The organism is Serratia sp. NA_13 (genome assembly GCF_052691735.1).
On the sequence record NZ_JBQZFV010000022.1, the window covers coordinates 1 to 24,081 of the forward strand.

Consider the following 24,081-nt stretch of genomic DNA (forward strand, 5'->3'; position numbering starts at 1 on the left):
TTTATCGGCCTCTACTCGCTCTGGGCTGGAATGAGGTTTGTCATCAGTCTGAGGCACCCGAGGGTGCCTTTTCTTTACTTAATTAGCTTAAGCCTTGGCTTTGGAAACCGCGACCATCGCCGGGCGCAGCAGGCGACCATTCAGCGTATAGCCTTTTTGCATCACCATCATTACGTGGTTCGGCTGGTGATCGGCAGATTCCATCAGGCTCATTGCCTGGTGCACATCCGGGTTGAACGGCACGTTAATATCACCAACGATCTCGATACCGTACTTGCGCACAACGTCCTGCAGGGACTTCAGCGTCAGCTCGATACCTTCGATCATCGCCGTCAGCTCCGGATTATTTTTATCCGCCAGTTCCAACGCACGCTCCAGGTTATCCAACACCGGCAGCAGGTCGCCGGAGAATTTCTCCAGAGCAAACTTGTGTGCTTTTTCAATATCCAGCTCGGTGCGGCGGCGGACGTTTTCCATTTCCGCTTTGGCACGCAGCAGGCTGTCGCGTTCATGCTGCTGGGCTTCGGCCAGTTGAGCTTCCAGCTCAGCAATGCGCTCATCCCGCAGATCGACGCCCTCAGCCGCTTCCGGCAAGACTTCCTGCTGTTCCATTTCTTCCGAGACTTGCTCGTTTGGCGTCTTCTGTTCTTTACTACTCATGAATATCTCCGCGTTTTAGCATTAATCTCGCAACTTGGCTTATTATGGGGATCAAAACCGGGGTTTCAAGTCAACCGGTCATAATGTGGGGCATAAACTGGTCCCGGTGAGGAAAATCACAACAATGAATAAAAAATTCGCCTGTATTGGCATTGTTGGCCACCCGCGTCACCCTTCGGCGCTGGCAACACATGAGATGTTATTTCACTGGCTGGTCGCCCGAGGCTATTCGGTAATGGTTGAACAGCAGATAGCCCAGGATTTGGCGCTGAAAGATGCGGTCACCGGCAGCCTGGCAGAGATTGGCCAAAAGGCCGATTTGGCCGTAGTGGTCGGTGGCGACGGTAATATGCTGGGTGCAGCGCGCGTGCTGGCGCGTTACGACATAAAAGTTATCGGTGTTAACCGTGGAAATCTCGGTTTCCTGACCGATCTTGATCCCGACAACGCATTGCAGCAATTGGCCGACGTGCTGGAAGGCGAATATATCGATGAACAGCGCTTCCTGCTGGAAACCATCGTACACAAAGAAAACCAGCAGTGCCGCATCAGCACCGCTATCAACGAAGTGGTGCTGCACCCCGGTAAAGTGGCGCACATGATTGAGTTTGAAGTGTATATCGACGATCGCTTCGCCTTCTCACAACGCTCTGACGGCCTGATCATCGCCACCCCAACCGGTTCGACCGCCTATTCGCTTTCTGCTGGCGGGCCGATCCTGACGCCGTCGCTGGAAGCCATCGCGCTGGTCCCGATGTTCCCACACACCCTTTCGGCCCGCCCGTTGGTGATCAACGGCAACAGCACCATCCGGCTGAAGTTTTCGCAGATTGGCAGCGATCTGGAGATCAGCTGCGACAGCCAAATCGCGTTACCAATCCAGGAAGGTGAAGAGGTATTGATACGCCGTAGTGATTTCCATCTGAATCTTATTCACCCAAAGGACTACAGCTATTTCAATACGTTAAGCACCAAGCTGGGTTGGTCAAAAAAATTATTCTAAAAACTGCACCAGCCTCTTTACTGTATATAAAACCAGTCTATACTGTATGGAAATACAGTTATGATTTTATACACAGGAAGGTTCCCATGCTGGCGCAATTGACCATCAGCAATTTTGCTATCGTTCGTGAGTTGGAAATTGATTTTCAACCGGGTATGACGGCGATTACCGGTGAAACCGGCGCCGGCAAATCGATCGCCATCGACGCGTTGGGGCTATGCCTCGGTAATCGCGCCGATGGTAACGTCGTCCGGCTGGGAGCCGCCCGTGCCGATATCTGCGCCCGTTTCTCACTGGCGGATACCCCTTCTGCACGACAATGGCTCGAGCAGAACCAGTTGGACGACAGCAATGAGTGCCTGCTGCGCCGGGTGATCAACGCAGATGGCCGTTCCCGCGGCTTTATCAATGGCACCGCCGTCCCGCTTTCGCAACTGCGCGAACTCGGCCAGCGCCTGATTCAAATCCATGGCCAGCATGCCCACCAGTTGTTGCTCAAACCAGAGCACCAAAAACAATTGCTCGACGCCTACGCCGATGAACCCGCCCTGCTAACGCAAATGCAACAGGCTTACCAGCGCTGGCACCAAAGCTGCCGCGAACTGGCTCATCATCAGCAGCAGTCCATCGAGCGCGACGCGCGCAAACAACTGCTGCAATACCAATTGAAAGAGCTGAACGAGTTTGCGCCGCAGGCCGGTGAGTTTGAACAAATCGACACCGAATTCAAACGCCTGGCCAACAGCGGCCAGTTGCTGACCATCAGCCAGCAAACCCTGCAATTACTGGCCGATAGCGAAGAAAGTAATATGCTGAGCCAGCTCTATACCGCCAAACACCTGCTGCTTGAGCTGGTCGGCATGGATGAAAAGCTCAGTGGCCTGCTGGATATGCTTGAAGAGGCATCAATCCAAATCAGTGAAGCCAGCGATGAACTGCGCCACTACGCCGATCGCATGGATCTGGATCCGAACCGCCTGCAAGAACTCGAACAGCGCCTGTCGCGGCAAATCAACCTGGCGCGTAAACATCACGTCGCGCCTGAAGAGCTGCCGCAGTTGCACCAGCAAATGCTGGCTGAACAACAGCTGCTGTCACAGCAAGAAAACGACCACGAACACCTGACCGAGGCGGTTACGCTGCATCATCAACAAGCGCTGTTGTTGGCAGAGCAACTACATCAGAAACGCCAGCATTATGCCGCTGAGCTGACCACGTTGATTACCGACAGCATGCAGGCACTCTCCATGCCGCACGGCAAATTCAATATCGACGTCCGCTTCGAGCCGCAGCATTTGAGTGCTGAAGGCGCGACCCGCACCGAATTCTGTGTGTCCACTAACCCAGGCCAACCGCTGCAAGCGCTGGCAAAAGTGGCCTCCGGTGGCGAACTGTCCCGCATTGCGCTGGCCATCCAGGTGATTACCGCTCGTAAGATGGAAACCCCGGCGCTGATTTTCGACGAAGTGGATGTTGGTATCAGCGGCCCGACGGCCGCCATTGTTGGTCGCCTGTTGCGTCAACTTGGAGAATCTACCCAAGTCATGTGCGTCACCCACCTTCCGCAGGTGGCCGGTTGTGGGCATCAGCACCTGTTTGTCAGCAAGCAGACTGACGGCACGGAAACCGAAACGCAGATGTCACCGTTGGATAAACGTGCTCGTTTGCAAGAATTGGCGCGTCTTTTGGGCGGCAGTGAAGTCACCCGAAATACCCTGGCAAACGCGAAAGAACTGCTTGCTGCATAGAAAAGCTCAACTTTTTTACTTTCCTGAGGTCATATTGGGGCCCTGTAAAGGTTTCCAACTGCTGCAAGGTCTATTATCATCGGCATCCTATGCCCTAAAGGAATGTGATTACTATGCGCTGTAAAACGCTGACTGCCGCCGCTGTGGTTCTTGTGATGCTGAGTGCAGGCTGTTCTACTTTTGAGAAGGTGGTTTACCGGCCTGACATCAACCAAGGGAACTACCTGACGTCAACCGACGTAGCTAAAATCCAAAAAGGTATGACCCAGCAACAGGTCGCTTATACATTGGGAACCCCAATGCTGCAGGATCCGTTCGGTACTCAAACGTGGTTCTATGTGTTCCGCCAGCAGCCGGGTCATGAAAATATCACCCAGCAAACTCTGACGCTGACCTTTAACAGCGCGGGCGTATTGACCGATATTCAGAACAAGCCTGCGCTGACCAAGTAATCAGTACAGGAACTGTCGTCCGGCCCGTGAGGGACAAATCAAGTTCTTCATGACAGTCACAGGCTGCAACTCGGAAGATAAAATTCTGATAAAAAAATAAGGCGCACTCAGCGCCTTATTTTTTTGCCTTCTCTGCCCGTTGACGGCGCAGCTCTTTGGGATCGGCAATCAAGGGGCGATAAATTTCCACCCGGTCGCCATCATTGAGCACATCGCTCAACTTGGCCGGTCGGCTATAAATGCCCACCTTGTTACTTTGCAAATCAATGTCACTGCGCAGTTCCAGCAATCCGGAGGCCATAATGGCCTGCTCAACATTGCTGCCCTCTGCCAGTTTCACATTGCGCAGATACTGACGCTCCGGCAAGGCATAAACCACCTCAACCCGTATCTCAGACACTGTAAACCTCTTTCGCCCGCTGGGTGAATGCCTGCACCATATTACCGGCCAACTCTTTAAATACCTTGCCGAACGCCAACTCGATCAGTTTGTTGGTAAATTCGAAGTCCAGGTGCAGCTCAACCTTACAGGCTTCCGGACTGAGCGGCGTAAAGTGCCAGCCCCCCATCAACTTGCGGAACGGGCCGTCAACCAACTGCATATTGATGCTCTGATTATCCAGCAGCGTATTGCGCGTGGTAAAAGTTTTGCTGATACCGGCTTTGGCAACATCTACCGCGGCGGTCATTTCGTTGTTGGACGCGTTAATCACCCGGCTACCGGTACAACCTGGCAGAAAATCGGGATAAGAATGAACATCGTTAACCAACTGATACATCTGCTCGGCACTAAATGGCACTAACGCAGATCGACTGATCTGGGGCATATCATTTCCTGTGAGACACAAAACGTACAAATCATACCATTTATCTATCGGCAAACAAAAAATCTGCTATGCAACGCGGAGGCCAAAAATGCGAAAAATTGCGCAGGTGCTGAGAGGTAAAGGATTTCTTTCGCTGACGCATCCAGTATAATGAACGCACTATGACAAAGAAAAAAGCACACAAACCCGGCTCTGCCACCATTGCGCAAAACAAGCGAGCGCGTTTCGAATACTCCATTGAGGAAGAATTCGAAGCGGGCCTGTCCCTGCAAGGGTGGGAAGTCAAATCACTGCGTGCCGGCAAAGCCAACATTAGTGACAGCTACGTGACCTTCCGCGATGGTGAAGCCTACCTGTTTGGCGCCACTGTCTCACCGCTCAACGTAGCTTCTACTCATGTGGTCTGCGATCCGACACGTACCCGTAAACTCCTGCTGAAAAAACGTGAGCTGGACTCACTGCTCGGCCGTGTAAACCGTGACGGTTACACCGTGGTTGCCTTGTCCATGTATTGGAAAAATGCCTGGGCCAAGATCAAAATCGGCGTAGCCAAAGGCAAGAAAGAACACGATAAGCGCGATGACATCAAAGATCGTGAATGGCAGACGGCGAAATCCCGTATCATGAAACACGCCAACCGATAAGCCACTGGCTTATCGGGTAAAACTTCTGTTATACTGCGCGACGTAACTTGGGGCTGATTCTGGATTCGACGGGATTGTGAGGCCTTAGGAGCATGCCGAGGGGCGGTTTGCCTCGTTAAAAGCCGCAAAAAAAATAATTGCAAACGACTCGCAATTCGAATCTGCTGCTTTAGCAGCTTAATCAGCCTAAGAAACTGAAGATTCCCTCTCTCCCTAGCCTCCGCTCTTAGGACGGGGATCAAGAGAGGTCAAACCCAAAAGAGATCGCGTGGATGTCCTGCCTGGGGCTGAAGCGTTAAACCCAATCAGGCTAGTTTGTTAGTGGCGTGTCCATCCGCAGCTGACCGGCGAATGTGAAGATTGGACTAAGCATGTAGTGCCGACGGTGTAGTAATTCCGGACGGGGGTTCAAATCCCCCCAGCTCCACCAAATAAAACAAGGGGTTACGTGAAAGCGTAGCCCCTTTTTCTTTACAGTGGCGACAAAATGGCGACATAACAATAACCGCCTTGGCTCTGAGAGATCCCTATCAATCAGCTCACTATGGGCTTTTTTCGAACCCCTCAAAGGGTTAACATTAGCTTTCCTTAATATGGAGATTTATAGAGGATTTCATGAAAAAATTTCTAAAATGGGTTTTAATAATTTTCGTTGTTCTTATTGTAATTGGTTATATCTCTGGTAAGGACAAACAGACTACCAGCACAACAGCGCTTTCTAGCAGTACAACTACAGAGCAACCCAAAAAGGAAAGGGTAGAAGATAGTTACCCTGATCAGGAAAAACGCTTCATTCAAATTGTTGAGCAGGCAATCAGTGGCTCGAAAGCTTCCGCCAATGACATGCAAAAAGGCGGAGTTAAAGCAGACCGTACAGACGCCTTATGTGGTTTATTGAAGAATAAATCGGTAAAAGATTGGGTCGGTAAAGTTGATACCGTTGATTCTAATAGTGACGGTAAAGGGGTGTTAACCATTCAACTTACTCGCGATATTTCGGTAAAAACTTGGAATAACGCGCTATCTGATATCTCTGATAACACCTTGCTAACTCCCAGGACTCCAATTTTCAATGCTGCTTCAAACCTTAAGAAAGGCGATTACGTTGTCTTTTCTGGCCGATTCATAGCAGACAATGAAAGCTGCATCAGAGAGTCGAGCATGGGCTTAAGCGGTGGGCTTGAAGAACCAGAGTTTATCTTTAAGTTTAGTGAAATAGCGCCCAAGTAAAACCTTTTGAATCCAGCAAGCCCGCATTAACATGCGGGTTTTTTGTTAGCTCCCTGCTGTTCAGATTTTTCAGTTTGACTTAAACCCCTTAACAGCCCTCGAAACCTTGCGGCGCCTGGCGTCATGAGGTTTCCTCCAAAACTCTAACGATCCCTATCAGCAAGCATAAAACTCACGTAAAACAAACTTTTCCCTTAACTTTCAATCAACTGGATTTTTGGCGAGATCCTGCCGAGATCGTCAAAACTGTAAAAACCTGAAATCCGTTTCAAAGTTTTCAGTTTGGCCCTGTTCGCAAAACCCCAGCAGCGGCGCGGGCTGGCGGGGTGATTTGTAGAAAAATAAAACTGAAAAATTTTTATGATCCAAAACGCGCAGGCGGGTGTGCAGGCGTACCTGATTTACCGCCAACGTGGAGTGTTACCCCATCGGGTACAGGTGATGATGGACAGCATCATGAATACCATCAAGCTGCATGAGCATCGATTGGTCTAACCTCGCCAACCCTGTCAGCCGTGGTCCTGCGCCTGTTTGATAAAATCGATAAAGGCCCGCAATGGCGCGGGAATAAATCGGCGGTCAGAATAATAGAGATAGAGACCGGAAAATTGTGGCCACCAGGCTTCAAGCACCGGCTCCAAATCGCCACGGGTTAAATATGGCCTTAACCAAGCCTCAAACAGATAGATGATGCCGACTCCAGCCACGCCAGCCTCTATGGCCAAATCGCTGGACGCCATCGCCTGACGCCAAGCTGCGCCCTATCAAGCCTACTTATTTAACATGGAAATCAGCGAGATGTGCAGATAACATGACGACGCTGCCTAAATTTACGGCAGCGATTTACTCAAACAGGAGTCGTTATGACGCAAAACATTTATGACAATCAGGCCTTTTTCGACGGCTATGCCCAGCTCAGCCGCTCGGTACAGGGGCTGGACGGAGCACCGGAATGGCAAACCATCCGTAGCGTCCTGCCGGACTTGCAGGGTAAAAGTGTGGTCGATCTCGGCTGTGGTTATGGCTGGTTCTGCCGCAGCGCACGTGAACAGGGTGCCGCCAGCGTTTTGGGATTAGATCTGTCGGAGAAAATGCTCGATAAGGCACGGGCGATGACTCAGGATAGCGGCATTGAATACCGTCAACAGGATCTGGAACAGCTTCAATTACCATCGCTGTCTTTTGATCTAGCCTACAGCTCGCTGACTTTGCATTACATCGAAGATCTGACCCGGCTGTTTGCCACGGTTTATCAGGCGCTGGTGCCGGGTGGGCAGTTTATCTTCACCGCTGAGCACCCGATTTACACCGCACCAAAACAGCAGGGCTGGTTGCTGGACGAAAATGGGCAAAAATCCTGGCCGGTCAACGGTTATCAGCAGGAAGGTCAACGCATTTCAAACTGGTTGGCGGAAGGGGTGATCAAGCAGCATCGCATGCTCGGCAGTTACCTTAATCTGCTGGTGCAGCAAGGTTTCGTCGTGAACTACCTCAATGAATGGGGCCCTTCGGCACGGCAAATCGCAGAAAACCCCGCGCTGGACGAAGAGAAAGAACGCCCGATGATTTTTATTCTGGCTGCCCATAAACCCGCATAATTATTGCCCTGCGTAGTAAATCCTTAACATATCCAATATTGGGGAGGCTGCCTCCCCCAAAGTCACCGATGATTCAGCCTTCAGGCACGGATATCCTGATATTCAGGCGTGGTGTCAAACTCATGTTTGGCAAACGGGCACAGCGGAATAATTTTACGGTTTTCCGCCCGCATTTTCGCCACCACCAACGCCACCAGCTTTCTACCGACACCCTGGCCTTTCAACACCTCATCCACCCAAGTGTGATCGATAATGGCTAATTTATCGCCGCTCGGCACAAAAGATATCTCGGCTATCATTTTTCCCTGCCGATCGTTTATATAGAAACGTTTTTCATCTGCCAGAATTTCAAAATCCATAAATTTATCCCATCTTAAAAATACATAAATTTATACCCTATAGCTTTTAAGCTGCAGCTTGAAAGATGAAGGGTCTAGAACAAAGCTGATATTAGTCTACTATTTAATCAACAACACAACATAATTGTGACAGTGGCTGAGGAGTTCAAAATGGGTGAAAGCTCAAAAGACGGCGTTATTCTGCTATCTCGAATCTTGTTGATGATCCTGTTTATCATTTTTGGCTGGATGAAGCTGACCAGCTTTGGCGCAACCGTGACGGCAATGGAGGGTTATGGTACGCCAATGCCGTATTTGGCGGCGATTATCGCCGTGGTGGTTGAGTTCTTTTTTGGCATCGCGCTTATTCTCGGGTTATTTACTCGGCCTATTGCGGTTATTTTTGCCGTTTATGTTCTCTGCACCGCCTTTATCGGTCACCCGTTCTGGAAAATGACCGGCATGGAAATGATGGGCAACGAAATAAACTTCTTTAAAAATATCAGCATTATCGGCGGGCTGCTGCTGCTGGCGGTTACCGGCGCCGGGCGTTATTCACTGGACTACAAATTCTTCAATAAATAGCCACTTCCAGCCGGTAGCCGCTCTGCCGGCTGTTATTTTCTAACGGCTGCGCTTGGCGTGGCGCTCGAAATTATCCGCCCTGGCCTGCGCCGATTTGCGCAACGTGACATAGCAGGCACCTTCACCGCCGTCACGCGGCAGCGCCCGACAAAAAGCCTGCACCTGTTCAAACTGTGCCAACCATTTGGCAAGATAGCTGCGAATGATATTGGCATGGTTCTCTTCTTCCCGCCCGCGTCCGTGGATAATCAGCAGCGAACGCAGGTTTTGCTTTTCTGCCTGCAAAATAAAGCGGAACAGCGCTTGCCGCGCAGCCTCCACCGATTGTTTCAGCAGGTTCAGGCTGGCCTGCGGCGGATAGCGGCCATGGCTCAGCTTGTCCAGTACCCCCTGCTGGATCCCCTCGCCTTTGTATTCCAGCGGGACTTCGCAAGGGATCAGTTCGAGAAAACCGGTACTGAGAAAGTTTTCCTGCCGCAGCGCCTGCGCCTCACGCCGCGCACTTTTATCCATCGTCTCCTGCGGTTTAAGGTACAGGGTCTCGGGGGCGCTGGATAACGGGATGACATCCGCCATCGCCTGCTCAAAAAAGTCTTTGTCCTGGTTGCTCATCTTTCTGCCACTCTTAGACTGGGCCTTTAATACCGGGGATGAAACAGATTGTAAGACGGCGCGCCCCGGTTGCAAGCCGGGAATTTTCCGCAATTGTCGTCAACGGGTGAGGTTCTGTGTAGTTTTCGTTATACTGCTAAACCATTATTGAGTGCCGCAAAGGATCGATCCCATGAAAATGCGCGAGCTGGAAACCCAGTTTCAAAATGCCATGAGCGAGTTGCAGGCCAGCTTCGAAAAGCAGCACCGTGAGTGGCAGCACAGCTATCAGGCACTGCAGCAGTTGCTGGAAGAGGCTAAACAGCGTGAAGTCGCATTGCGTATGCAAAATGAGCAGCTGGTGCGCAAGCTGAGCACCGCCAGTTCAGTGCCGGAACAGCACGCGTTAGTGAAGCAAATCAAAATGCTGGGCGCCCATCTGGACGCGCTGGCCAAGGATGCTGCCACCTTCAACCACCACCTGCGTCATCAACAGCGGGCAGCCGACAATTTCAGCGGCGAACAGCGTTGACACCGGGCGCTGTCACACAGCGCCTCCTGCCAAATACTGGCGTTCTGAGAGTGTTATAAATCATAAATGACCTGGATCATCATCGCTGCCCTGATCGTTGTATTTATTATTGGTTACCGTATTCTGACTTCCGATACTCGCAAAGCCATCGACTCTCTGGCCCACCTGCTGAAAGTAAAACCGATGCTGATTGAATCCATGATTCAGGAGATGGGCAGCCGCAACAGCCAGACTTTTATCCGCGTGCTGAACAACGGTTACACCGAAGAAATGCACCAGGCGGCCTATTTGCTGTTTATCTACCTGACCTTTATCAAACAGGCAGATGACCACCAGATAGCCCTGTGGCGGGAAACGCTGGTGCGCGCCGGGTTATCGCCGGAACTGCATGCCGAACACACTGAGGCCGCGCTGTTTTACTTTGCCGATCTGGATATCGACGCTTTCGAACTGGCGCAGTTTCGCCGCGCTTACAATGAGCGTTTTAATCAGGAAGCGATTGCGAATTGGTAAAAGTGTGTCCCCCGCTGGCGGGGGAAGCATTACTGGAACATGCTGTAGATATAGCGCGAAAGCGCATCACGCGAGCTGAAGCCGTGTGGAATGCCGTAACGCGCACTCGGGGCATCGCTGCTTAAATCCAGGGGAAACTCAAGGTACTGATTGCTGATGCGTACCGGCGAGGTCGGCGTGGCAAAATGCACGCTTTTCTCTTTTAGCGCCGGGTGGATCACCAACGCGGTTCTGCCCATCCGCGCTTCACGATTCACATACACGTAGTGCTCACCCTTGCGGTAACCATAAGACTGGTCGGTGACATAATCACGCTCAAAGCCAGTATTCTCCAACACCCTAGCCACTTCATCCGGCCGTAAATACATCGATTTCTCCTCTCGTTCTGGACCGCTGAGCGACCTTACCGTAATCATGAGATGAAACAATAAATTTTTCGGTATGGATGTGGGTTTAGGAATAATCCTTAACTATGGATTTTCTCGGTTTTGCAGCAGCAAACGCAGCGTCAACAGCACGCCCAGCCCCCCCCGGCCGACACATAGCAGGATTAAACTCAGCAACGGCAGGCCGATGGTCAGGTAGCAAACGAAGGTGAACATCACGACCGACAAAATACGTTTATTCAGCTGGAGATGTTTTTCTTTGGAACTGATTGCAGTTATCGAAGATGGCTCGCATCGAACGGGGTAAGCAACAGTGCTCAGCACACCCCGATGGGATCCGATGATAAATGTGAGAGTTATAACGAATTATTATTTAACTACGCGTTTGTTGCCTGCGCCATTCGCTCGGATTGACGCCATAAATACGCAAGAACTCGCGGTTAAAGTTCGACTTGGTGGTAAAGCCCGCCGCCTGCATGATATCGGTCACCGGATCATCACTGGCAAGTAACCACTGCGCCGCCTGGTGGACACGCAGCTGATTCACATATTGCGACACATTCATGCCCGCATGCCGATTGATGGCTTGTGACACCCGACGTGTCGGTAGACCCACTTTGCGCGCCAATCGGGCCAGATTCAGCTCGGGCTCCAGATAAAGATCATCCTGCCGCAGCCGCTGTTGTACCCGGTCAAACCACTCGGCCAGTTGCTCTTCGTCTTCGGTGACCTCCGTCGTCGGCTCCGACAGTGGCTCCACCGGGTTATCCAGAGGGCGGCTACGGGACAGCACCAGGTACAGGCTCAAGGCCACCAGCAAGTTAACGATGGTCGCCAGCACGCCTGCTTGCCGTCCATCGAACAGTGAGAAATCGAGTGCAATCACCAGTTCGGCCAGCGCGATGGCTATCAACAGCATGCCCAGACCACGCCACAACCGGTAACTGAGCCAGCTTTCCGCCAGCGCCACCTGTTGTAAGCCGTTCTCACCGCGCCGCAGTGTATACAGCAGTGCCACGCCGTAACCCAGATAAACGCTAACAATCAGGGTATCCAACCAGCAAGGCGCGATCAGATAGGCTAACAGCGTCAGCCCCAGCGGCGTCAGGTGCCCGAGCTCACGCCAGCGAAGCCGACCCTGGGTGCTGACCAAAAAGGCCAGATAGGTCAACGCAGGGATCGCCACCGCACCGAAGGGTTGCACCCCATTGAATTGCGTCACGCCATAACCATAGCGGACACCCACCAGCAAACTTTGCCAGGCACATAACAGCAGCAATAGCTGGAAAATCCAAAGCTGCGCCCGCGGTCGTCCCAGGCGGCACAGCAACCCCAGGCACAGCAAACCAAACAGAAAAGTGAGCGGAATAAGTGGCATTGTTGGCATCTTGTTGTGTTCACACAGAACCGGCAGTGTACTGTCAAAACAATCATTTAACGACCCGGATCGCGATCGAGGTCGCCGGATAGCGCCGCCAATGCCACCCTCCCCAGGTCAACATTTTGAGGAGTGAAAATGAACAGAGCGTTATTGTTGTGGATACTGCTGTGCGGCGTTGCCGGCGCGACCCCTTATCAGGTCGCCACCCGCGATGAAGTCTTTCAGGCCGGTTCACGTTCGTTGAACAGCCAAATTTACTACCCCACCACCGAGACCCATCAACAACGGATCATCGGGGCGAATCCAGTCTTTACCGGTATCAACAGCCAACCGGATGCCGTTGTGGCCAGTGGACGTTTTCCGCTGATCGTTATCAGCCACGGCAGCGGCGGCAATAATGCCAGTCAGGCCTGGCTGGCGGCGGCGTTAGCTCAACAGGGAATAATTGTCGTAGCAGCCAACCACCCCGGCAGCACCACCGGCAACTCTGTCCCGGCGCTCTCCGCCGAATTGTGGTTACAGACCGAAGATATTTCCGCCTTGATCAGCGCCATCACCGCCGCCCCCCAGTGGGATAAAGTCATTAATCGCCAGATGATTGGTGTTATCGGCCACTCCAAGGGCGGTTACAGTGCCATTGCCGCCATCGGCGGGCGAGTCCGGCTGGCCGATTTCATCAGCGGCTGCCGACAGGCCCCGCAGTCACCCAACTGCCAGTTCTATACCGGGGCCAAGGTTGATTTGGGCGCACTCTCCGCCCGGCAATTTGATACGGATTATACCGACCCGCGCATCCGTTTTGCCGTCGCCCTCGATCCCGGCATGGTGCCTTACCTGCTGCCTGCCAGCCTGCGTCGGCTCAGCGCCCCTTTATTGGTTATCGAACCTCAACGTTTCGAACCAGACAGCCAGCTCCCCGGCCTTGGCGGTGCCGCACTGGCCAAAGACGCAGGACAGCAACCGATTGATGCACTGCGGCTCTCGAAAGGTAACCATTTCGATTTTCTTCCGCTGTGTCAGCCGAATGGCAGTCAAATTCTGGCCGCAGAGGAGGAAGACGCAGCGGTGTTATGCGCTTCCTCCAACACGCAGCGTGAATGGGTACACCAGAAGACAGTGGAGGCCATAATGACGTTTATTCGCCCGTGGCTACCCTCGCCCGCAGGAAATCAATAAACGCCCGCACCTTTTCCGGCACGTGACGCGTGTTTGGGTAAAGCGCATAAATGCTTTGCGCCGGAAATTGATGGTCTGCCAGCAGCGGGCACAGCTTGCCTTCGGCAATGGCGGGCCGCACCAGCCATTCGGGTAGCAATGCTACCCCGGCACCGTGCAGGGCAAAAGCCAGCAGGGCGGCGGCGCTGTCCCCCATCAGTGTGGCGGTGTCTTCAACCTTGAACAGCACCGCCTGCCGTTCCGGGGTAATCACCTGCCAGTTCAAGGGGGAACTCAATCGACTGTGGGCGATCCACTGCGCCTGTGCCAGTTGCGCCAGCGAGCCAACAGGATGGCGGGCCAGATACGCCGGTGAGGCGACCGGCAGGATGGCAAAGCTGTCTAGCCGCGCGGCGTGATGACTGGAATCCGCCAGTTGTCCCAGCCGGATCGCCACGTCGAAGCGCTCCGAAATCAAATCAGCATGATAAGAAGAAGAAACGTGCTGAATGCGCAAGCGCGGATGCAACTGGGAAAATGCCGCCAGCGCCGGTACCACCACCTGTGCGCCGTATTCCGGCGTGGTGGTGATACGCAATACCCCGCTCAGGCCGTGGTGATCGCGACGCACGTCATCCAGCACATTCTCCGCGTCTTGCAGCAGCCGCAGGCAGCGTTGATAAAAGCGTTCACCGGCATCGGTCAACGCCAGCCGCCGGGTACTGCGCACCAGCAACGAAACGCCCAATTCGCTTTCCAACTGTTTGACATTGAAACTGACCACCGCCTTGGTTTGCCCCAATGCCACCGCTGCGGCGGTGAAGCTCCCCACATCCACCACCGCCACAAAGATCGCCAAACGCTGCAGGTTAAGCATAGTGTTGCCTATTATTGTCAAAATTATTTTGACAGTGTAATCGTTCGCAGCCGATTTATCCCCAGTTTCCCACCCGCTACACTGCGGGCCTTCAACCGGAGGCCTCATGCCCTATCGCATCAAAGTCGCAATCGTCTATCTGCTCGGATTTTTTGTCGATCTGATCAACATGTTTATCGCCAATGTCGCTTACCCGTCGATCGGCCATGCCCTACAGGCTTCGGTCGGTGAACTGGCCTGGATCAGTAATGGTTATATTCTCGGCCTGACGCTGGTGATCCCACTCAGCACCTGGCTGGCACAGCGTATCGGCGGACGACGGGTATTCCTGTTGTCGCTGACACTGTTTATGCTGGCGACGACCGCGGCGGGCTACGCCGGCTCCATTGGCGAGTTGATTGGTTGGCGGGTACTGCAAGGTATGGGGGGCGGCTTGCTGATCCCTATCGGCCAAACGCTGACCTATCAGCTGTATCGCAGCCACGAACGCGCCGGGCTTTCCGCCGCCATTATGCTGGTCGGCCTGCTGGCACCGGCGCTGTCACCGGCTCTGGGCGGGGTGATTATCGACAGTCTTGACTGGCGTTGGGTGTTTTTCGCCAACCTGCCGCTGGCGGCGCTGGCGTTGCTGCTGGCCGCGCTGTGGTTACGCCCGCAGGCAGCGGATACGCAGCGCAGACCGCTCGATCTTAATGGGCTGCTCAGCGCCTGCGCGGCACTGACGCTAATCCTGCTGGGGCTGACCTGGCTGGGTGAAGCCGATGGCCTGCTTCAGGGCCTGATGTTGTTGGCTGGCGGGGCATTGATGCTGACCTATTACCTGCGACGCAGCCTGCGCATTGCCCAACCGCTGCTGAATTTACGGCTGATGCAGGATCCGTTGCTGCGCACTTCAATGATGATTTATCAATGCATCCCCGGCCTGTTTATCGGCGTCAGCCTGGTCGCCATGCTGTATCTGCAAAATCAATTGGGCATGCACGCCGCGCAGGTCGGCAGCCTGATGATCCCCTGGTCGCTGGCCTCGTTCCTGGCCATTACGCTGACCGGCAAGAAATTTAACCGCTTTGGCCCACGACCGCTGTTTACCGCCGGTTGTCTGCTGCAGGGGCTGGGCATTCTGGCGCTGTCGCAAATTAGCCACGCCGGAGATCATGGATTGCAGTTGGCGGCCTTCGCCCTGATGGGTTTTGGCGGCAGCCTGTGCAGTAGCACCGCGCAAAGCAGCGCTTTCCTGCAGATTGCCGATGAGCAACTGGCGGATGCCAGCGCACTGTGGAATATCAATCGACAGCTCAGCTTTTGCCTGGGGGTTGCCCTGCTCAGCCTGCTGCTGAATCTGTTGCTTGAACATTTTTCACCCGCCGTCGCTTACCAAAGCTGTTTTTACCTGGCCGCCGCCAGCACGCTAGTACCACTGCTGCTGTGTCTGCGCATCGCTAACCGCGCCATCGTGCGCCGTCTCAATACTCAACAGGAAAATTGATGAACCGATATTTTACCGAAGTGATCGACGCTCATGTCGCCATTGAAAACTGGCTGGATAAAGGTACTGGGGAAGAACAGGCCTTATTGGCACGTTTTGACCCGGCGTTCAGCATGATCGCGTTAAACGGCAGTCGACTGGGTTTCGCCGCGCTGAGCGCTTTTTTCCACGCTCATCGTGCCGCTAAACCGGGACTGGAAATCACTATAGAAGAGATGACGTTGGTGGCCGAATGGCCGACCGGTGCGGTGGTCAGCTACCGTGAAAAGCAAATGTTGCCTGGGCAGGCGGCAACGCTACGCAGCTCCACCGTGGTGTTCGAGCAGACCCAAACCGGGCTGAGTTGGCGGCACCTGCATGAAACCACGCTGGCGCAGTAATCAGAGAAAACCGTCGGCCAGGAACAGCTCCCAGGCGACTATCAGCCCACACAGGGTAACGGCGCTGAAAATCACTTCGAATAAATAACGATTGATCATCACGAGCTTGCCCTCAAAAGAAAACACCCGGCAAAACCGGGTGTTTGGTTGCTGACAAAGCAGGAAAAAGCGTGGTTTTTCCTGCTTTGTGGTGAGCAGCCGAAAATCAATAAATTGATTTTCCTGATTTTTATTTATCGGCCTCTACTCGCTCTGGGCAGGTATGAGGTTTGTCATCAGTCTGACACCCGGCAAAACCGGGTGTTTATATAGCGTCTGGATGCTGCGCTACCCGAAGACTTTACTTATTTAGCGGCTGGCGCTGCTTTTTTGGTCGCTTTGTGGTGTTTTTTAGCGGCCTGAGCTTTCTGTACTGGGGCTTTTTTGCTTACTTTGTGGTGAGTTTTAGCTGCCTGGGCTTTCTGGGCTGGGGCTTTAGTGGTCGCTTTGTGGTGCTTTTTAGCGGCCTGAGCTTTCTGCACGGCGGCTTTTTTGTGGTGTTTTTTAGCAGCCTGAGCTTTCTGAGCTGGGGCTTTCTTGGTTGCTTTGTGGTGCGTCTTCTTATGATGAGTAGCTTTAGCAGGAGCCTTCTCAGCAGCAGCGGCTGGTGCAGCGGTAGTGGTTGCAGCTGGAGCTGCAGCCGCTGGGACTACTGCATCGGCAGCGAAGGCAACAGAAGACAGACCCATGGTAGCAGCAACGATCAGGGCTAATACTTTTTTCATCTTTAATTCCTCAGAGTGTTTTTTCAGTAAGCCCCGTTGGGCCGTTGAAGCAGATACTAGAGGAATCGATGAGCCGCTTCCGTGAGTGATTGGTTTCGCCGAGTAACCAAATGTACAGCGACAGTATGACCATCGGACAGGCCGTTTTTTTCGTGATCGCCAACACATTTAAAATAATGGTCTACACTTAAAAGACGTGTGTCGAATCGGAGAATCGAATGTTTAAGAGATCAGAAAAAGTAGAACGCGACATCGATCAAGACGTCACCCTGCTGGCGGATACGCTGGATGAGGTGCTACGCGAATCCGGTGACAAGACCAAGGAGGAACTGAAAGAGCTGCACAGCAAGGCAAAAGGCGTTTTACGCGATGCCCGTGCGCGCTTCAATGGCTCCAGCAATTTGACACAGCATGCCCGCGATGCCGTCGAACAAGCCGACAGCTACGTGCGTGACAAACCTTGGCAGGGCGTTGGGATCGGGGCCGCTGTCGGCATCGTCCTTGGCGTACTGCTGGCCCGGCGTTAACACCCCTTGCAGTCATAAAGATAAAACAGATGTGCGTCTGGCCCACGGGAAACCGTGGGCCGTTTAATTTCTGCCTTTGAACAACTCAGCCAATCTGGCCACCGCACGTTCCGTCTCGGCCTGCTGAGTAAAGTTGGCAAACCCCATCAGCAAACCAATCCCTGCAGGTTCTGTGATTCGCCAGTCCGATAGAGCCTGCACTGACAACCCGCACTGCCAGGCGTCCTGCGCCAAGCGCCGATCCTCTCCATCCTGTTTAAAACGAGCCAATAGTTGAATGCCGCCGTCCTGCGACGCCACCGTCAAATAGTCGCTCAACTGTTGTTCCAGCGCTTGCGCCAGCCAGGCTCTGCGCTGGCGGTAGATTGGCCGCATCCGTTTCAAATGGCGATAGAAATGCCCCTGTTCTATAAAGTCCGCCACGCTGGCCTGTAACAACGGCGGGCAACCGCAGCCGCGCAGCCGACTGCTGCGCCCAAAGGCTTCCACCAGCCCTGCAGGTACCACTAAATACGCCATGCGCAATGCCGGGAACAGCGTTTTGCTGAAGGTTCCGGCGTAAAGCACCCGCCCCTGACGATCGAGACTTTTCAGCGGTGGCAACGGCCTGCCGTGGTAACGAACCTCACTGTCGTAGTCATCTTCAATCACCCATGCCGTCTGCTGTTGCGCCCATTCTAGCAATGCCATGCGCCGCGCCAGGCTAAGCGAGACCCCCAACGGACTTTGATGGGTCGGCGTCAGCACCGCCATACGAGCCTGAGGTGCCCTGGCCATGCCGGTGGCAATATTCATGCCCTGTTTATCGACCGGTACCGCCACCGGCCGCATGCCGGCGGCTTGAAACAACGGCAGCGTCACCGGATAGCCCGGATCCTCAAGCCAGACCTGATCGTCCGGCTTGAGCAAGGTACCGATCACCAAATCCAGCAGCGCCTGATAGCCGGCGCAGATAAATACCTGTTCCGGTCGGCAGCTGATACCGCGTGAAAGCTGCAAATAATTGACGATCGCCGCACGCAGTTCAGGCAATCCCTGAGTTGAAGGATGGGCTAGAGCAGCCAGTGGGCTGGTGCGTAACTGGCGGCCGACAATCCGCTGCCACAATGCGCGAGGAAAGGCATCCAACGCCGGTAGCCCCAGTTGAAACGGCTGGGTGGTGCCGTTCGGATGCAGCGGATTTGCCATCACCGTTGGCAAAGGCTCCACCGCCAGCGCCGCACGCACCGGCAGGTTCTGCAACTGCGGCGAAACATAGGTGCCCGCCTGCCCCCGGCTTTGCAGAAAACCTTCGGCGATAAGTTGGCCGTAAGCGCTTTCCACCGTGGCCCGCGCCACGCCCAGATCGCTCGCCAGCCCACGCACCGAAGGCAGCCGACTGCCCGCCAGCAGGCTTCCTTGCGCAATGGCGTCTTTAATTCGCAGATAAATCTGCCGGTACAAAGGATCTGCGAGCTGAGCATCCAGCCGCAAAGAGGAGAGAAACTGACGCATCATGGCCTGGTTAAATAATCATTTTATGGCTCTATAGCATAGTCCATATCGCCATTAAAGTAGCCTCATTATTCTGCTGTTCGCTAACTGAGGTTGACCATGATTAAGCAACGTTTGAACTATTCCGCACTCTCACCCGCGCCATACAAAAGCATGGTGAGCGCCCTGATGGCGCTGGAAAAAGGCGCGCTGGACAAAGCGACGATTGAACTGATGTTCATGCGTGTTTCGCAGATTAACGGCTGTGCCTACTGCCTGGATATGCATGGTAAAGCACTGAGAGAAAGTGGCGTTGACAACGCCAAGCTGGACCAACTTGCGGGCTGGCGCGTGAGTCATGCGTTCAGCGACCGCGAGCGCGCGGCGCTTGAGTGGGCAGACTCCGTGACCCTGATCGCCGCAACTGGCGCACCGGACAGCGCGTTTGAAGCGCTGCAGACGTACTTTAGCGAAGCGGAAATTGCCGATTTAACCTTCGCCATCAGCATCATGAACGCCTTTAACCGCCTGGCCATCAGCATGCGTCAATGACGAAACCGCACTTTCCCCCCTCTCGCCCGAGAGGGGTTTCCCGCCAACAACCACCAAAAAAAATTTTTCCCTCTGCTTTTCCAGCCCTGATGCGGCTTCGACGTGAATCCTGCCAAAACACCATATATAGCGTGGTTGATAAATTAAATATCCACATATAGTATTCAACCCATCAACCGCAGGGAACATGTAGCGGTTGGTAACGCCGTCAGAAACGCCGTTCAATGCTCCGTTATCTGACCTGTCCGCCTTTCCTTCAGCCTAAAAGGTAAATGCGAATCATGAGCATTATTATTTACAGTAAACCAGACTGTGTCCAGTGCAACGCCACCTATCGCGCATTCGATAAACAAGGGATTGGTTATCAGGTGATCGACCTCACCCAAGATCAGCAGGCGCTGAACCATGTTAAATCCCTTGGCTATCAGCAAGTTCCGGTGATTATCGCCGGTGAAGATCACTGGTCTGGCTTCCGGCCGGACAAAATCGGCGCGCTGGCCCACGCCCTGGCGTCCTGAGGTTGCCCATGAACCCGCTGGTCTATTTCTCCAGCAGTTCGGAGAACACCCACAGGTTCGTTGAAAAACTGGGATTGCCGGCGATACGTATCCCTATCGCCGGCGCCCGCAGCAAACTGCTGATGGATAAACCCTATATTTTGATCGTGCCCAGCTATGGCGGCGGCAGCGCCGTAGGAGCCGTGCCGATCCAGGTGATCCGCTTTCTCAACGATCCACAAAATCGCGCTTTCCTGCGCGGCGTTATCGCCGCCGGGAATACCAATTTCGGCGCAGCGTACGGCATTGCCGGCGACATCATCGCCAAAAAATGTCAGGTGCCTTTTCTTTACCGCTTTGAGTTGCTCGGCACCACACAAGACGTTGCAAACGTTCGACAGGGAGTAACCGCATTTTGGCAACGACAGAACTGACCCGGCCCGCCGCAAGCGCGCTGGATTACCATTCGCTCAACGCGATGCTCAATCTTTATGATGCCGAGGGCCGTATCCAGTTTGACAAGGATCGGTTAGCAGCGCGGCACTACTTCCTGCAGCACGTGAATCAAAACACCGTGTTCTTCCATAACCTGGAAGAAAAGCTGCGTTATCTGGTGGAAGAAGGCTATTACGAGCAAAGCGTGCTGGCTCAATATGACTTCACCTTTATCAAGCAGCTGTTCCAACAGGCCTACGCGAAAAAATTCCGCTTCGAGACCTTTCTGGGGGCCTTTAAGTACTACACCAGTTACACGCTGAAAACCTTTGACGGTAAGCGCTATCTGGAACGCTACGAAGACCGGGTGTGCATGGTCGCCATGCGGCTTGCCGCAGGCGATACCGCGCTGGCACAAGATTTAGTGGAGGAGATGATCTCCGGCCGCTTCCAGCCGGCGACGCCAACCTTCCTCAACTGCGGTAAGCAGCAGCGCGGCGAACTGGTTTCCTGTTTTCTGTTACGCATCGAAGACAATATGGAGTCGATCGGCCGTGCGGTGAACTCCGCGCTGCAGCTGTCGAAACGCGGCGGCGGCGTGGCATTTTTGCTGACCAACATCCGTGAAGTCGGAGCGCCGATCAAACGCATTGAGAACCAGTCTTCCGGCGTGATCCCAATCATGAAAATGCTGGAAGACGCCTTCTCTTACGCTAATCAGCTGGGCGCGCGTCAGGGCGCCGGGGCGGTCTATCTCAACGCCCACCACCCGGATATCCTGCGTTTCCTCGACACCAAACGTGAAAATGCCGACGAGAAAATCCGCATCAAAACGCTGTCGCTCGGCGTGGTGATCCCGGATGTCACCTTCGAACTGGCGAAAAATAATGAAGAGATGTACCTGTTCTCGCCGTATGACGTCGAGCAGGTGTATGGCGTGCCTTTCTCAGAAATCAGTGTCAGCGAGAAGTACCGCGAAATGGTGGATGACAAGCGCATCCGCAAATCACGCATCAATGCGCGTGAATTCTTCCAGGTGCTGGCAGAGATCCAGTTCGAATCCGGTTATCCGTACATGATGTTTGAAGATACCGTCAATCGTGAGAACCCGATCGCCGGGCGCATCAACATGAGCAACCTGTGCTCCGAGATTTTGCAGGTTAACCGCGCCAGCACTTACCACGATGACCTGAGCTATGACCAGTTGGGCAAGGATATCTCCTGTAACCTCGGCTCTATGAATATCGCCAAAACCATGGATGCGCCGGACTTCGGCAAAGCCGTCGACACCGCAATCCGCGCGCTGACCGCCGTGGCGGACATGAGTGACATTCGTTCGGTGCCGTCGATCGCCGAAGGCAATCGCAGCTCGCACGCCATCGGTCTGGGCCAGATGAATCTGCATGGCTATCTGGCACGCGAACGCATTTTCTATGGCTCTGAAGAAGGTATCGACTTCACCAATATCTATTTCTATACCGTCGCTTACCACGCCATTCGCACCTCTAACCAGTTGGCAATCGAACGCGGTAGCGCCTTCGCCGGCTTTGAGGATTCCACCTACGCCTCCGGTGAGTATTTCAGCAAATACACCGAACGGGATTGGTTGCCGCAGACCGAACGGGTTCGCGCCCTGTTCGCCGACGCCAATATTGCCATCCCTGGCCGTGAAGCGTGGTTGGCGCTGCGCCAGTCAGTCATGATGCACGGCTTGTACAACCAGAACCTGCAGGCGGTGCCACCGACCGGTTCCATTTCTTACATCAATAATTCGACCTCCAGCATCCATCCGATCGTGTCACGCATCGAGATCCGCAAAGAGGGCAAGATTGGCCGCGTCTATTATCCGGCACCCTATATGACCAACGACAATCTGGAGTACTACCAGGATGCCTACGACATCGGGCCGGAAAAAATTATCGATACCTATGCCGCCGCCACTCAGCACGTCGATCAGGGACTATCGCTGACGTTGTTCTTCCGCGATACCGCCAGCACCCGCGACATCAACCGCGCGCAGATTTACGCCTGGCGTAAAGGCATCAAAACCATTTATTACATCCGCCTGCGCCAGATGGCGTTGGAAGGCACCGAGGTGCAGGGCTGCGTGTCCTGTGCACTGTGAGGCAATCTATGAATACCACTAAACCGGCGCAGTTGGTGCGCGCAGTCAACTGGAACATCATCGAAGACGACAAGGATCTGGAGGTGTGGAACCGTCTGACCTCCAATTTCTGGCTGCCGGAAAAAGTGCCGCTGTCGAACGATATTCCCTCGTGGGCCACGCTGACGCCGAAGGAACAGCAACTGACCATCCGGGTGTTCACCGGCCTGACGCTGCTGGATACCATTCAGAATACCGTCGGGGCACCCGCGCTGATCGCCGATGCCATTACGCCACACGAAGAGGCGGTGTACTCCAACATATGCTTTATGGAGGCGGTACACGCCCGCTCCTACAGCTCGATTTTCTCCACGCTGTGCCAAACGCCAGACGTCGACGACGCCTATCGCTGGAGCGAGGAAAACCGTGCGCTGCAGAAAAAGGCCAGCATCATTTTGGCCCACTACCGCAGCGACGATCCACTGATGAAAAAGGTCGCCAGCGTGTTCCTCGAGTCCTTCCTGTTTTATTCGGGCTTTTATCTGCCGATGTACTGGTCGAGCCGCGCCAAACTGACCAACACCGCCGATCTGATTCGTCTGATCATCCGCGACGAGGCAGTACACGGCTATTACATTGGCTATAAATTCCAGAAGGGGTTGGAGAAGGTCGACGCGGCGCGCCGCCAACAGGTGAAAAATTTCGCCTTCGATCTGATGCAGGATTTATACGATAACGAGGTGCGTTACACCGAAGAGCTGTACGACGGTGTAGGCTGGACTGAGGACGTGAAAACCTTCCTGCACTATAACGCCAACAAGGCGCTGATGAATCTGGGTTACGAAGCGCTGTTCCCGCCGTCGATGGCGGAGGTCAATCCGGCGATTCTGTCTGCGCTGTCGCCAAACGCCGATGAGAATCACGATTTCTTCTCCGGATCCGGCTCGTCTTACGTGATTGGCAAAGCGGTCAATACCGAGGATGATGACTGGGATTTCTGAGGTTAATAGCAGGGGCGAATAACTTCGCCTTATAACGATAACCAGTGGACGGGCGCAGCATGCAGCGCCCCTATCGTTTAGATATTCCCGGCACGCTGCCGGATGCGTTGCCAGATGGCCCGTTTTTCATCGTCATCGGCGCTCGACCAGGTGGCGATTTCATCCAGCGTGCGCCAACAGCCACGGCACCACGCCTTTTCGCTGTCGATCTGGCAAACGTTATTGCAGGGTGAACGGACGCCATCGCCAATCTGGCTGCCCGCCTTCCTTCTTCTACTACGGCCTACCATTAAACACTTCCTCACGATGGATTTCCCGCCACAGGATACCCGATCCCGTAGC

31 protein-coding genes, 1 other RNA gene and 1 pseudogene are annotated in these 24,081 nt (G+C 53.9%); 20 read left to right on the forward strand and 13 right to left on the reverse strand.

The features are described from left to right. Nucleotides 1-87 precede the first annotated feature (87 nt). Nucleotides 88-660 (reverse strand): nucleotide exchange factor GrpE, encoded by a 573-nt coding sequence (gene grpE / locus ACUTSU_RS21375; protein WP_020828269.1) that lies wholly within the window; start codon nt 658-660, stop codon nt 88-90. 124 nt (nt 661-784) lie between these two features. Between grpE and nadK the strand changes: the two genes are divergently transcribed. From nadK to bamE, 3 genes are all read left to right on the forward strand, one after another. Further along, entirely contained in the window at nt 785-1,663 is an 879-nt protein-coding gene (gene nadK / locus ACUTSU_RS21380; protein ID WP_445652322.1) for an NAD(+) kinase, read from the forward strand. Between the two features lie 86 nt (nt 1,664-1,749). Further along, nucleotides 1,750-3,411, forward strand: coding sequence for a DNA repair protein RecN (gene recN, locus ACUTSU_RS21385; RefSeq protein ID WP_445654698.1), 1,662 nt, complete (start codon nt 1,750-1,752; stop codon nt 3,409-3,411). A 113-nt stretch (nt 3,412-3,524) separates the two neighbouring features. Continuing rightward, the gene (gene bamE / locus ACUTSU_RS21390; protein ID WP_445652324.1) at nt 3,525-3,863 is read left to right on the forward strand and encodes an outer membrane protein assembly factor BamE; all 339 of its coding nucleotides are present in this window, start codon (nt 3,525-3,527) and stop codon (nt 3,861-3,863) included. A 115-nt stretch (nt 3,864-3,978) separates the two neighbouring features. Here the strand turns inward: bamE and ACUTSU_RS21395 are convergent, their stop codons facing one another. Together ACUTSU_RS21395 and ACUTSU_RS21400 are read right to left on the reverse strand one after the other, a co-directional pair. Then, entirely contained in the window at nt 3,979-4,263 is a 285-nt protein-coding gene (locus ACUTSU_RS21395; protein ID WP_445652325.1) for an RnfH family protein, read from the reverse strand. Further along, nucleotides 4,256-4,690 carry a type II toxin-antitoxin system RatA family toxin gene (locus tag ACUTSU_RS21400; RefSeq protein ID WP_020828273.1) on the reverse strand — a complete coding sequence of 145 codons (435 nt, stop codon included), beginning with the start codon at nt 4,688-4,690 and terminating at the stop codon, nt 4,256-4,258. The genes ACUTSU_RS21395 and ACUTSU_RS21400 overlap by 8 nt, the downstream gene beginning before the upstream one ends. 161 nt (nt 4,691-4,851) lie before the next feature. Between ACUTSU_RS21400 and smpB the strand changes: the two genes are divergently transcribed. From smpB to ACUTSU_RS21420, 4 genes are all read left to right on the forward strand, one after another. After that, complete coding sequence (gene smpB / locus ACUTSU_RS21405) at nt 4,852-5,334, forward strand: SsrA-binding protein SmpB (RefSeq protein WP_135317654.1); 483 nt, start codon at nt 4,852-4,854, stop codon at nt 5,332-5,334. A gap of 49 nt (nt 5,335-5,383) precedes the next feature. Beyond that, nucleotides 5,384-5,764: a transfer-messenger RNA gene (ssrA, locus tag ACUTSU_RS21410) on the forward strand. Nucleotides 5,765-5,949: 185 nt separating this feature from the next. Beyond that, nucleotides 5,950-6,564 (forward strand): hypothetical protein, encoded by a 615-nt coding sequence (locus tag ACUTSU_RS21415; RefSeq protein ID WP_060706411.1) that lies wholly within the window; start codon nt 5,950-5,952, stop codon nt 6,562-6,564. 360 nt (nt 6,565-6,924) lie between these two features. Beyond that, complete coding sequence (locus ACUTSU_RS21420; protein ID WP_445652326.1) at nt 6,925-7,059, forward strand: hypothetical protein; 135 nt, start codon at nt 6,925-6,927, stop codon at nt 7,057-7,059. A 14-nt stretch (nt 7,060-7,073) separates the two neighbouring features. Here ACUTSU_RS21420 and ACUTSU_RS21425 read toward each other — a convergent pair. Then, nucleotides 7,074-7,301 (reverse strand): annotated as a pseudogene (locus ACUTSU_RS21425) (LysR substrate-binding domain-containing protein); the annotation flags it as partial. Between the two features lie 126 nt (nt 7,302-7,427). Here ACUTSU_RS21425 and ACUTSU_RS21430 point away from each other — a divergent pair. Continuing rightward, nucleotides 7,428-8,162 (forward strand): class I SAM-dependent methyltransferase, encoded by a 735-nt coding sequence (locus ACUTSU_RS21430; protein ID WP_445654699.1) that lies wholly within the window; start codon nt 7,428-7,430, stop codon nt 8,160-8,162. An 80-nt stretch (nt 8,163-8,242) separates the two neighbouring features. Here the strand turns inward: ACUTSU_RS21430 and ACUTSU_RS21435 are convergent, their stop codons facing one another. Continuing rightward, the gene (locus ACUTSU_RS21435; protein ID WP_445652328.1) at nt 8,243-8,521 is read right to left on the reverse strand and encodes a GNAT family N-acetyltransferase; all 279 of its coding nucleotides are present in this window, start codon (nt 8,519-8,521) and stop codon (nt 8,243-8,245) included. 150 nt (nt 8,522-8,671) lie between these two features. On the opposite strand from ACUTSU_RS21435, the gene ACUTSU_RS21440 reads away from it, so the two are divergent. Next, complete coding sequence (locus tag ACUTSU_RS21440) at nt 8,672-9,085, forward strand: DoxX family protein (protein WP_445654700.1); 414 nt, start codon at nt 8,672-8,674, stop codon at nt 9,083-9,085. A gap of 39 nt (nt 9,086-9,124) precedes the next feature. Here the strand turns inward: ACUTSU_RS21440 and smrA are convergent, their stop codons facing one another. After that, the gene (gene smrA, locus ACUTSU_RS21445) at nt 9,125-9,697 is read right to left on the reverse strand and encodes a DNA endonuclease SmrA (RefSeq protein WP_445654701.1); all 573 of its coding nucleotides are present in this window, start codon (nt 9,695-9,697) and stop codon (nt 9,125-9,127) included. 172 nt (nt 9,698-9,869) lie between these two features. Here smrA and ACUTSU_RS21450 point away from each other — a divergent pair, with 172 nt between their 5' ends. Both ACUTSU_RS21450 and ACUTSU_RS21455 read left to right on the forward strand, forming a co-directional pair. Next, on the forward strand, nt 9,870-10,208 hold the full coding sequence (locus ACUTSU_RS21450; protein ID WP_012146414.1) for an MbeD/MobD family mobilization/exclusion protein: 339 nt from the start codon (nt 9,870-9,872) through the stop codon (nt 10,206-10,208). Nucleotides 10,209-10,274: 66 nt separating this feature from the next. Then, on the forward strand, nt 10,275-10,721 hold the full coding sequence (locus tag ACUTSU_RS21455) for a DUF1198 family protein (protein ID WP_037422188.1): 447 nt from the start codon (nt 10,275-10,277) through the stop codon (nt 10,719-10,721). A 29-nt stretch (nt 10,722-10,750) separates the two neighbouring features. Here ACUTSU_RS21455 and ACUTSU_RS21460 read toward each other — a convergent pair whose 3' ends face one another. The 3 genes from ACUTSU_RS21460 to ACUTSU_RS21470 all read right to left on the reverse strand — a co-directional run bounded on the left by ACUTSU_RS21460 (nt 10,751) and on the right by ACUTSU_RS21470 (nt 12,494). Beyond that, nucleotides 10,751-11,089: a DUF2002 family protein gene (locus tag ACUTSU_RS21460; protein ID WP_012146416.1), complete on the reverse strand. Its 339-nt coding sequence runs from the start codon at nt 11,087-11,089 to the stop codon at nt 10,751-10,753. A gap of 102 nt (nt 11,090-11,191) precedes the next feature. Further along, nucleotides 11,192-11,335, reverse strand: coding sequence for a hypothetical protein (locus ACUTSU_RS21465; RefSeq protein ID WP_445654711.1), 144 nt, complete (start codon nt 11,333-11,335; stop codon nt 11,192-11,194). 145 nt (nt 11,336-11,480) lie between these two features. Then, on the reverse strand, nt 11,481-12,494 hold the full coding sequence (locus tag ACUTSU_RS21470; protein WP_445654702.1) for a helix-turn-helix domain-containing protein: 1,014 nt from the start codon (nt 12,492-12,494) through the stop codon (nt 11,481-11,483). A gap of 129 nt (nt 12,495-12,623) precedes the next feature. Here ACUTSU_RS21470 and ACUTSU_RS21475 point away from each other — a divergent pair, with 129 nt between their 5' ends. Continuing rightward, nucleotides 12,624-13,664 carry an alpha/beta hydrolase family protein gene (locus ACUTSU_RS21475; protein WP_445652331.1) on the forward strand — a complete coding sequence of 347 codons (1,041 nt, stop codon included), beginning with the start codon at nt 12,624-12,626 and terminating at the stop codon, nt 13,662-13,664. Here the strand turns inward: ACUTSU_RS21475 and ACUTSU_RS21480 are convergent. Then, nucleotides 13,624-14,520 carry a LysR family transcriptional regulator gene (locus ACUTSU_RS21480; RefSeq protein WP_445652332.1) on the reverse strand — a complete coding sequence of 299 codons (897 nt, stop codon included), beginning with the start codon at nt 14,518-14,520 and terminating at the stop codon, nt 13,624-13,626. The genes ACUTSU_RS21475 and ACUTSU_RS21480 overlap by 41 nt on opposite strands. A 106-nt stretch (nt 14,521-14,626) precedes the next feature. On the opposite strand from ACUTSU_RS21480, the gene ACUTSU_RS21485 reads away from it, so the two are divergent. Beyond that, nucleotides 14,627-16,006: an MFS transporter gene (locus tag ACUTSU_RS21485; protein WP_445654703.1), complete on the forward strand. Its 1,380-nt coding sequence runs from the start codon at nt 14,627-14,629 to the stop codon at nt 16,004-16,006. After that, complete coding sequence (locus ACUTSU_RS21490; protein ID WP_445652334.1) at nt 16,006-16,386, forward strand: DUF4440 domain-containing protein; 381 nt, start codon at nt 16,006-16,008, stop codon at nt 16,384-16,386. Before ACUTSU_RS21485 ends, ACUTSU_RS21490 begins: the two co-directional genes overlap by 1 nt. Before the next feature lie 344 nt (nt 16,387-16,730). Here the strand turns inward: ACUTSU_RS21490 and asr are convergent, their stop codons facing one another. After that, nucleotides 16,731-17,150, reverse strand: coding sequence for an acid resistance repetitive basic protein Asr (gene asr, locus ACUTSU_RS21495; RefSeq protein WP_445652335.1), 420 nt, complete (start codon nt 17,148-17,150; stop codon nt 16,731-16,733). Between the two features lie 218 nt (nt 17,151-17,368). Here asr and ACUTSU_RS21500 point away from each other — a divergent pair, with 218 nt between their 5' ends. Then, complete coding sequence (locus ACUTSU_RS21500; protein WP_037422211.1) at nt 17,369-17,677, forward strand: DUF883 family protein; 309 nt, start codon at nt 17,369-17,371, stop codon at nt 17,675-17,677. Between the two features lie 63 nt (nt 17,678-17,740). On the opposite strand, the gene pdxR is transcribed toward ACUTSU_RS21500, so the two are convergent. Further along, complete coding sequence (gene pdxR, locus ACUTSU_RS21505) at nt 17,741-19,174, reverse strand: MocR-like pyridoxine biosynthesis transcription factor PdxR (RefSeq protein ID WP_445652336.1); 1,434 nt, start codon at nt 19,172-19,174, stop codon at nt 17,741-17,743. A 96-nt stretch (nt 19,175-19,270) separates the two neighbouring features. On the opposite strand from pdxR, the gene ACUTSU_RS21510 reads away from it, so the two are divergent. The 5 genes from ACUTSU_RS21510 (at nt 19,271) to nrdF (ending at nt 23,739) form a co-directional block, all read left to right on the forward strand. Beyond that, nucleotides 19,271-19,702: a carboxymuconolactone decarboxylase family protein gene (locus ACUTSU_RS21510; protein WP_445654704.1), complete on the forward strand. Its 432-nt coding sequence runs from the start codon at nt 19,271-19,273 to the stop codon at nt 19,700-19,702. A gap of 281 nt (nt 19,703-19,983) precedes the next feature. Then, nucleotides 19,984-20,220: a glutaredoxin-like protein NrdH gene (nrdH, locus tag ACUTSU_RS21515; protein WP_020828299.1), complete on the forward strand. Its 237-nt coding sequence runs from the start codon at nt 19,984-19,986 to the stop codon at nt 20,218-20,220. A gap of 8 nt (nt 20,221-20,228) precedes the next feature. After that, nucleotides 20,229-20,633, forward strand: a complete 405-nt coding sequence (gene nrdI, locus ACUTSU_RS21520; protein ID WP_020828300.1) for a class Ib ribonucleoside-diphosphate reductase assembly flavoprotein NrdI — start codon at nt 20,229-20,231, stop codon at nt 20,631-20,633. Beyond that, nucleotides 20,615-22,759 (forward strand): class 1b ribonucleoside-diphosphate reductase subunit alpha, encoded by a 2,145-nt coding sequence (gene nrdE, locus ACUTSU_RS21525; protein ID WP_445654705.1) that lies wholly within the window; start codon nt 20,615-20,617, stop codon nt 22,757-22,759. Before nrdI ends, nrdE begins: the two co-directional genes overlap by 19 nt. An 8-nt stretch (nt 22,760-22,767) precedes the next feature. Then, nucleotides 22,768-23,739, forward strand: a complete 972-nt coding sequence (nrdF, locus tag ACUTSU_RS21530) for a class 1b ribonucleoside-diphosphate reductase subunit beta (protein WP_445652339.1) — start codon at nt 22,768-22,770, stop codon at nt 23,737-23,739. 77 nt (nt 23,740-23,816) lie between these two features. Here the strand turns inward: nrdF and ACUTSU_RS21535 are convergent, their stop codons facing one another. Further along, on the reverse strand, nt 23,817-24,029 hold the full coding sequence (locus ACUTSU_RS21535; protein WP_445654706.1) for a DUF1289 domain-containing protein: 213 nt from the start codon (nt 24,027-24,029) through the stop codon (nt 23,817-23,819). Nucleotides 24,030-24,081: the final 52 nt, after the last annotated feature.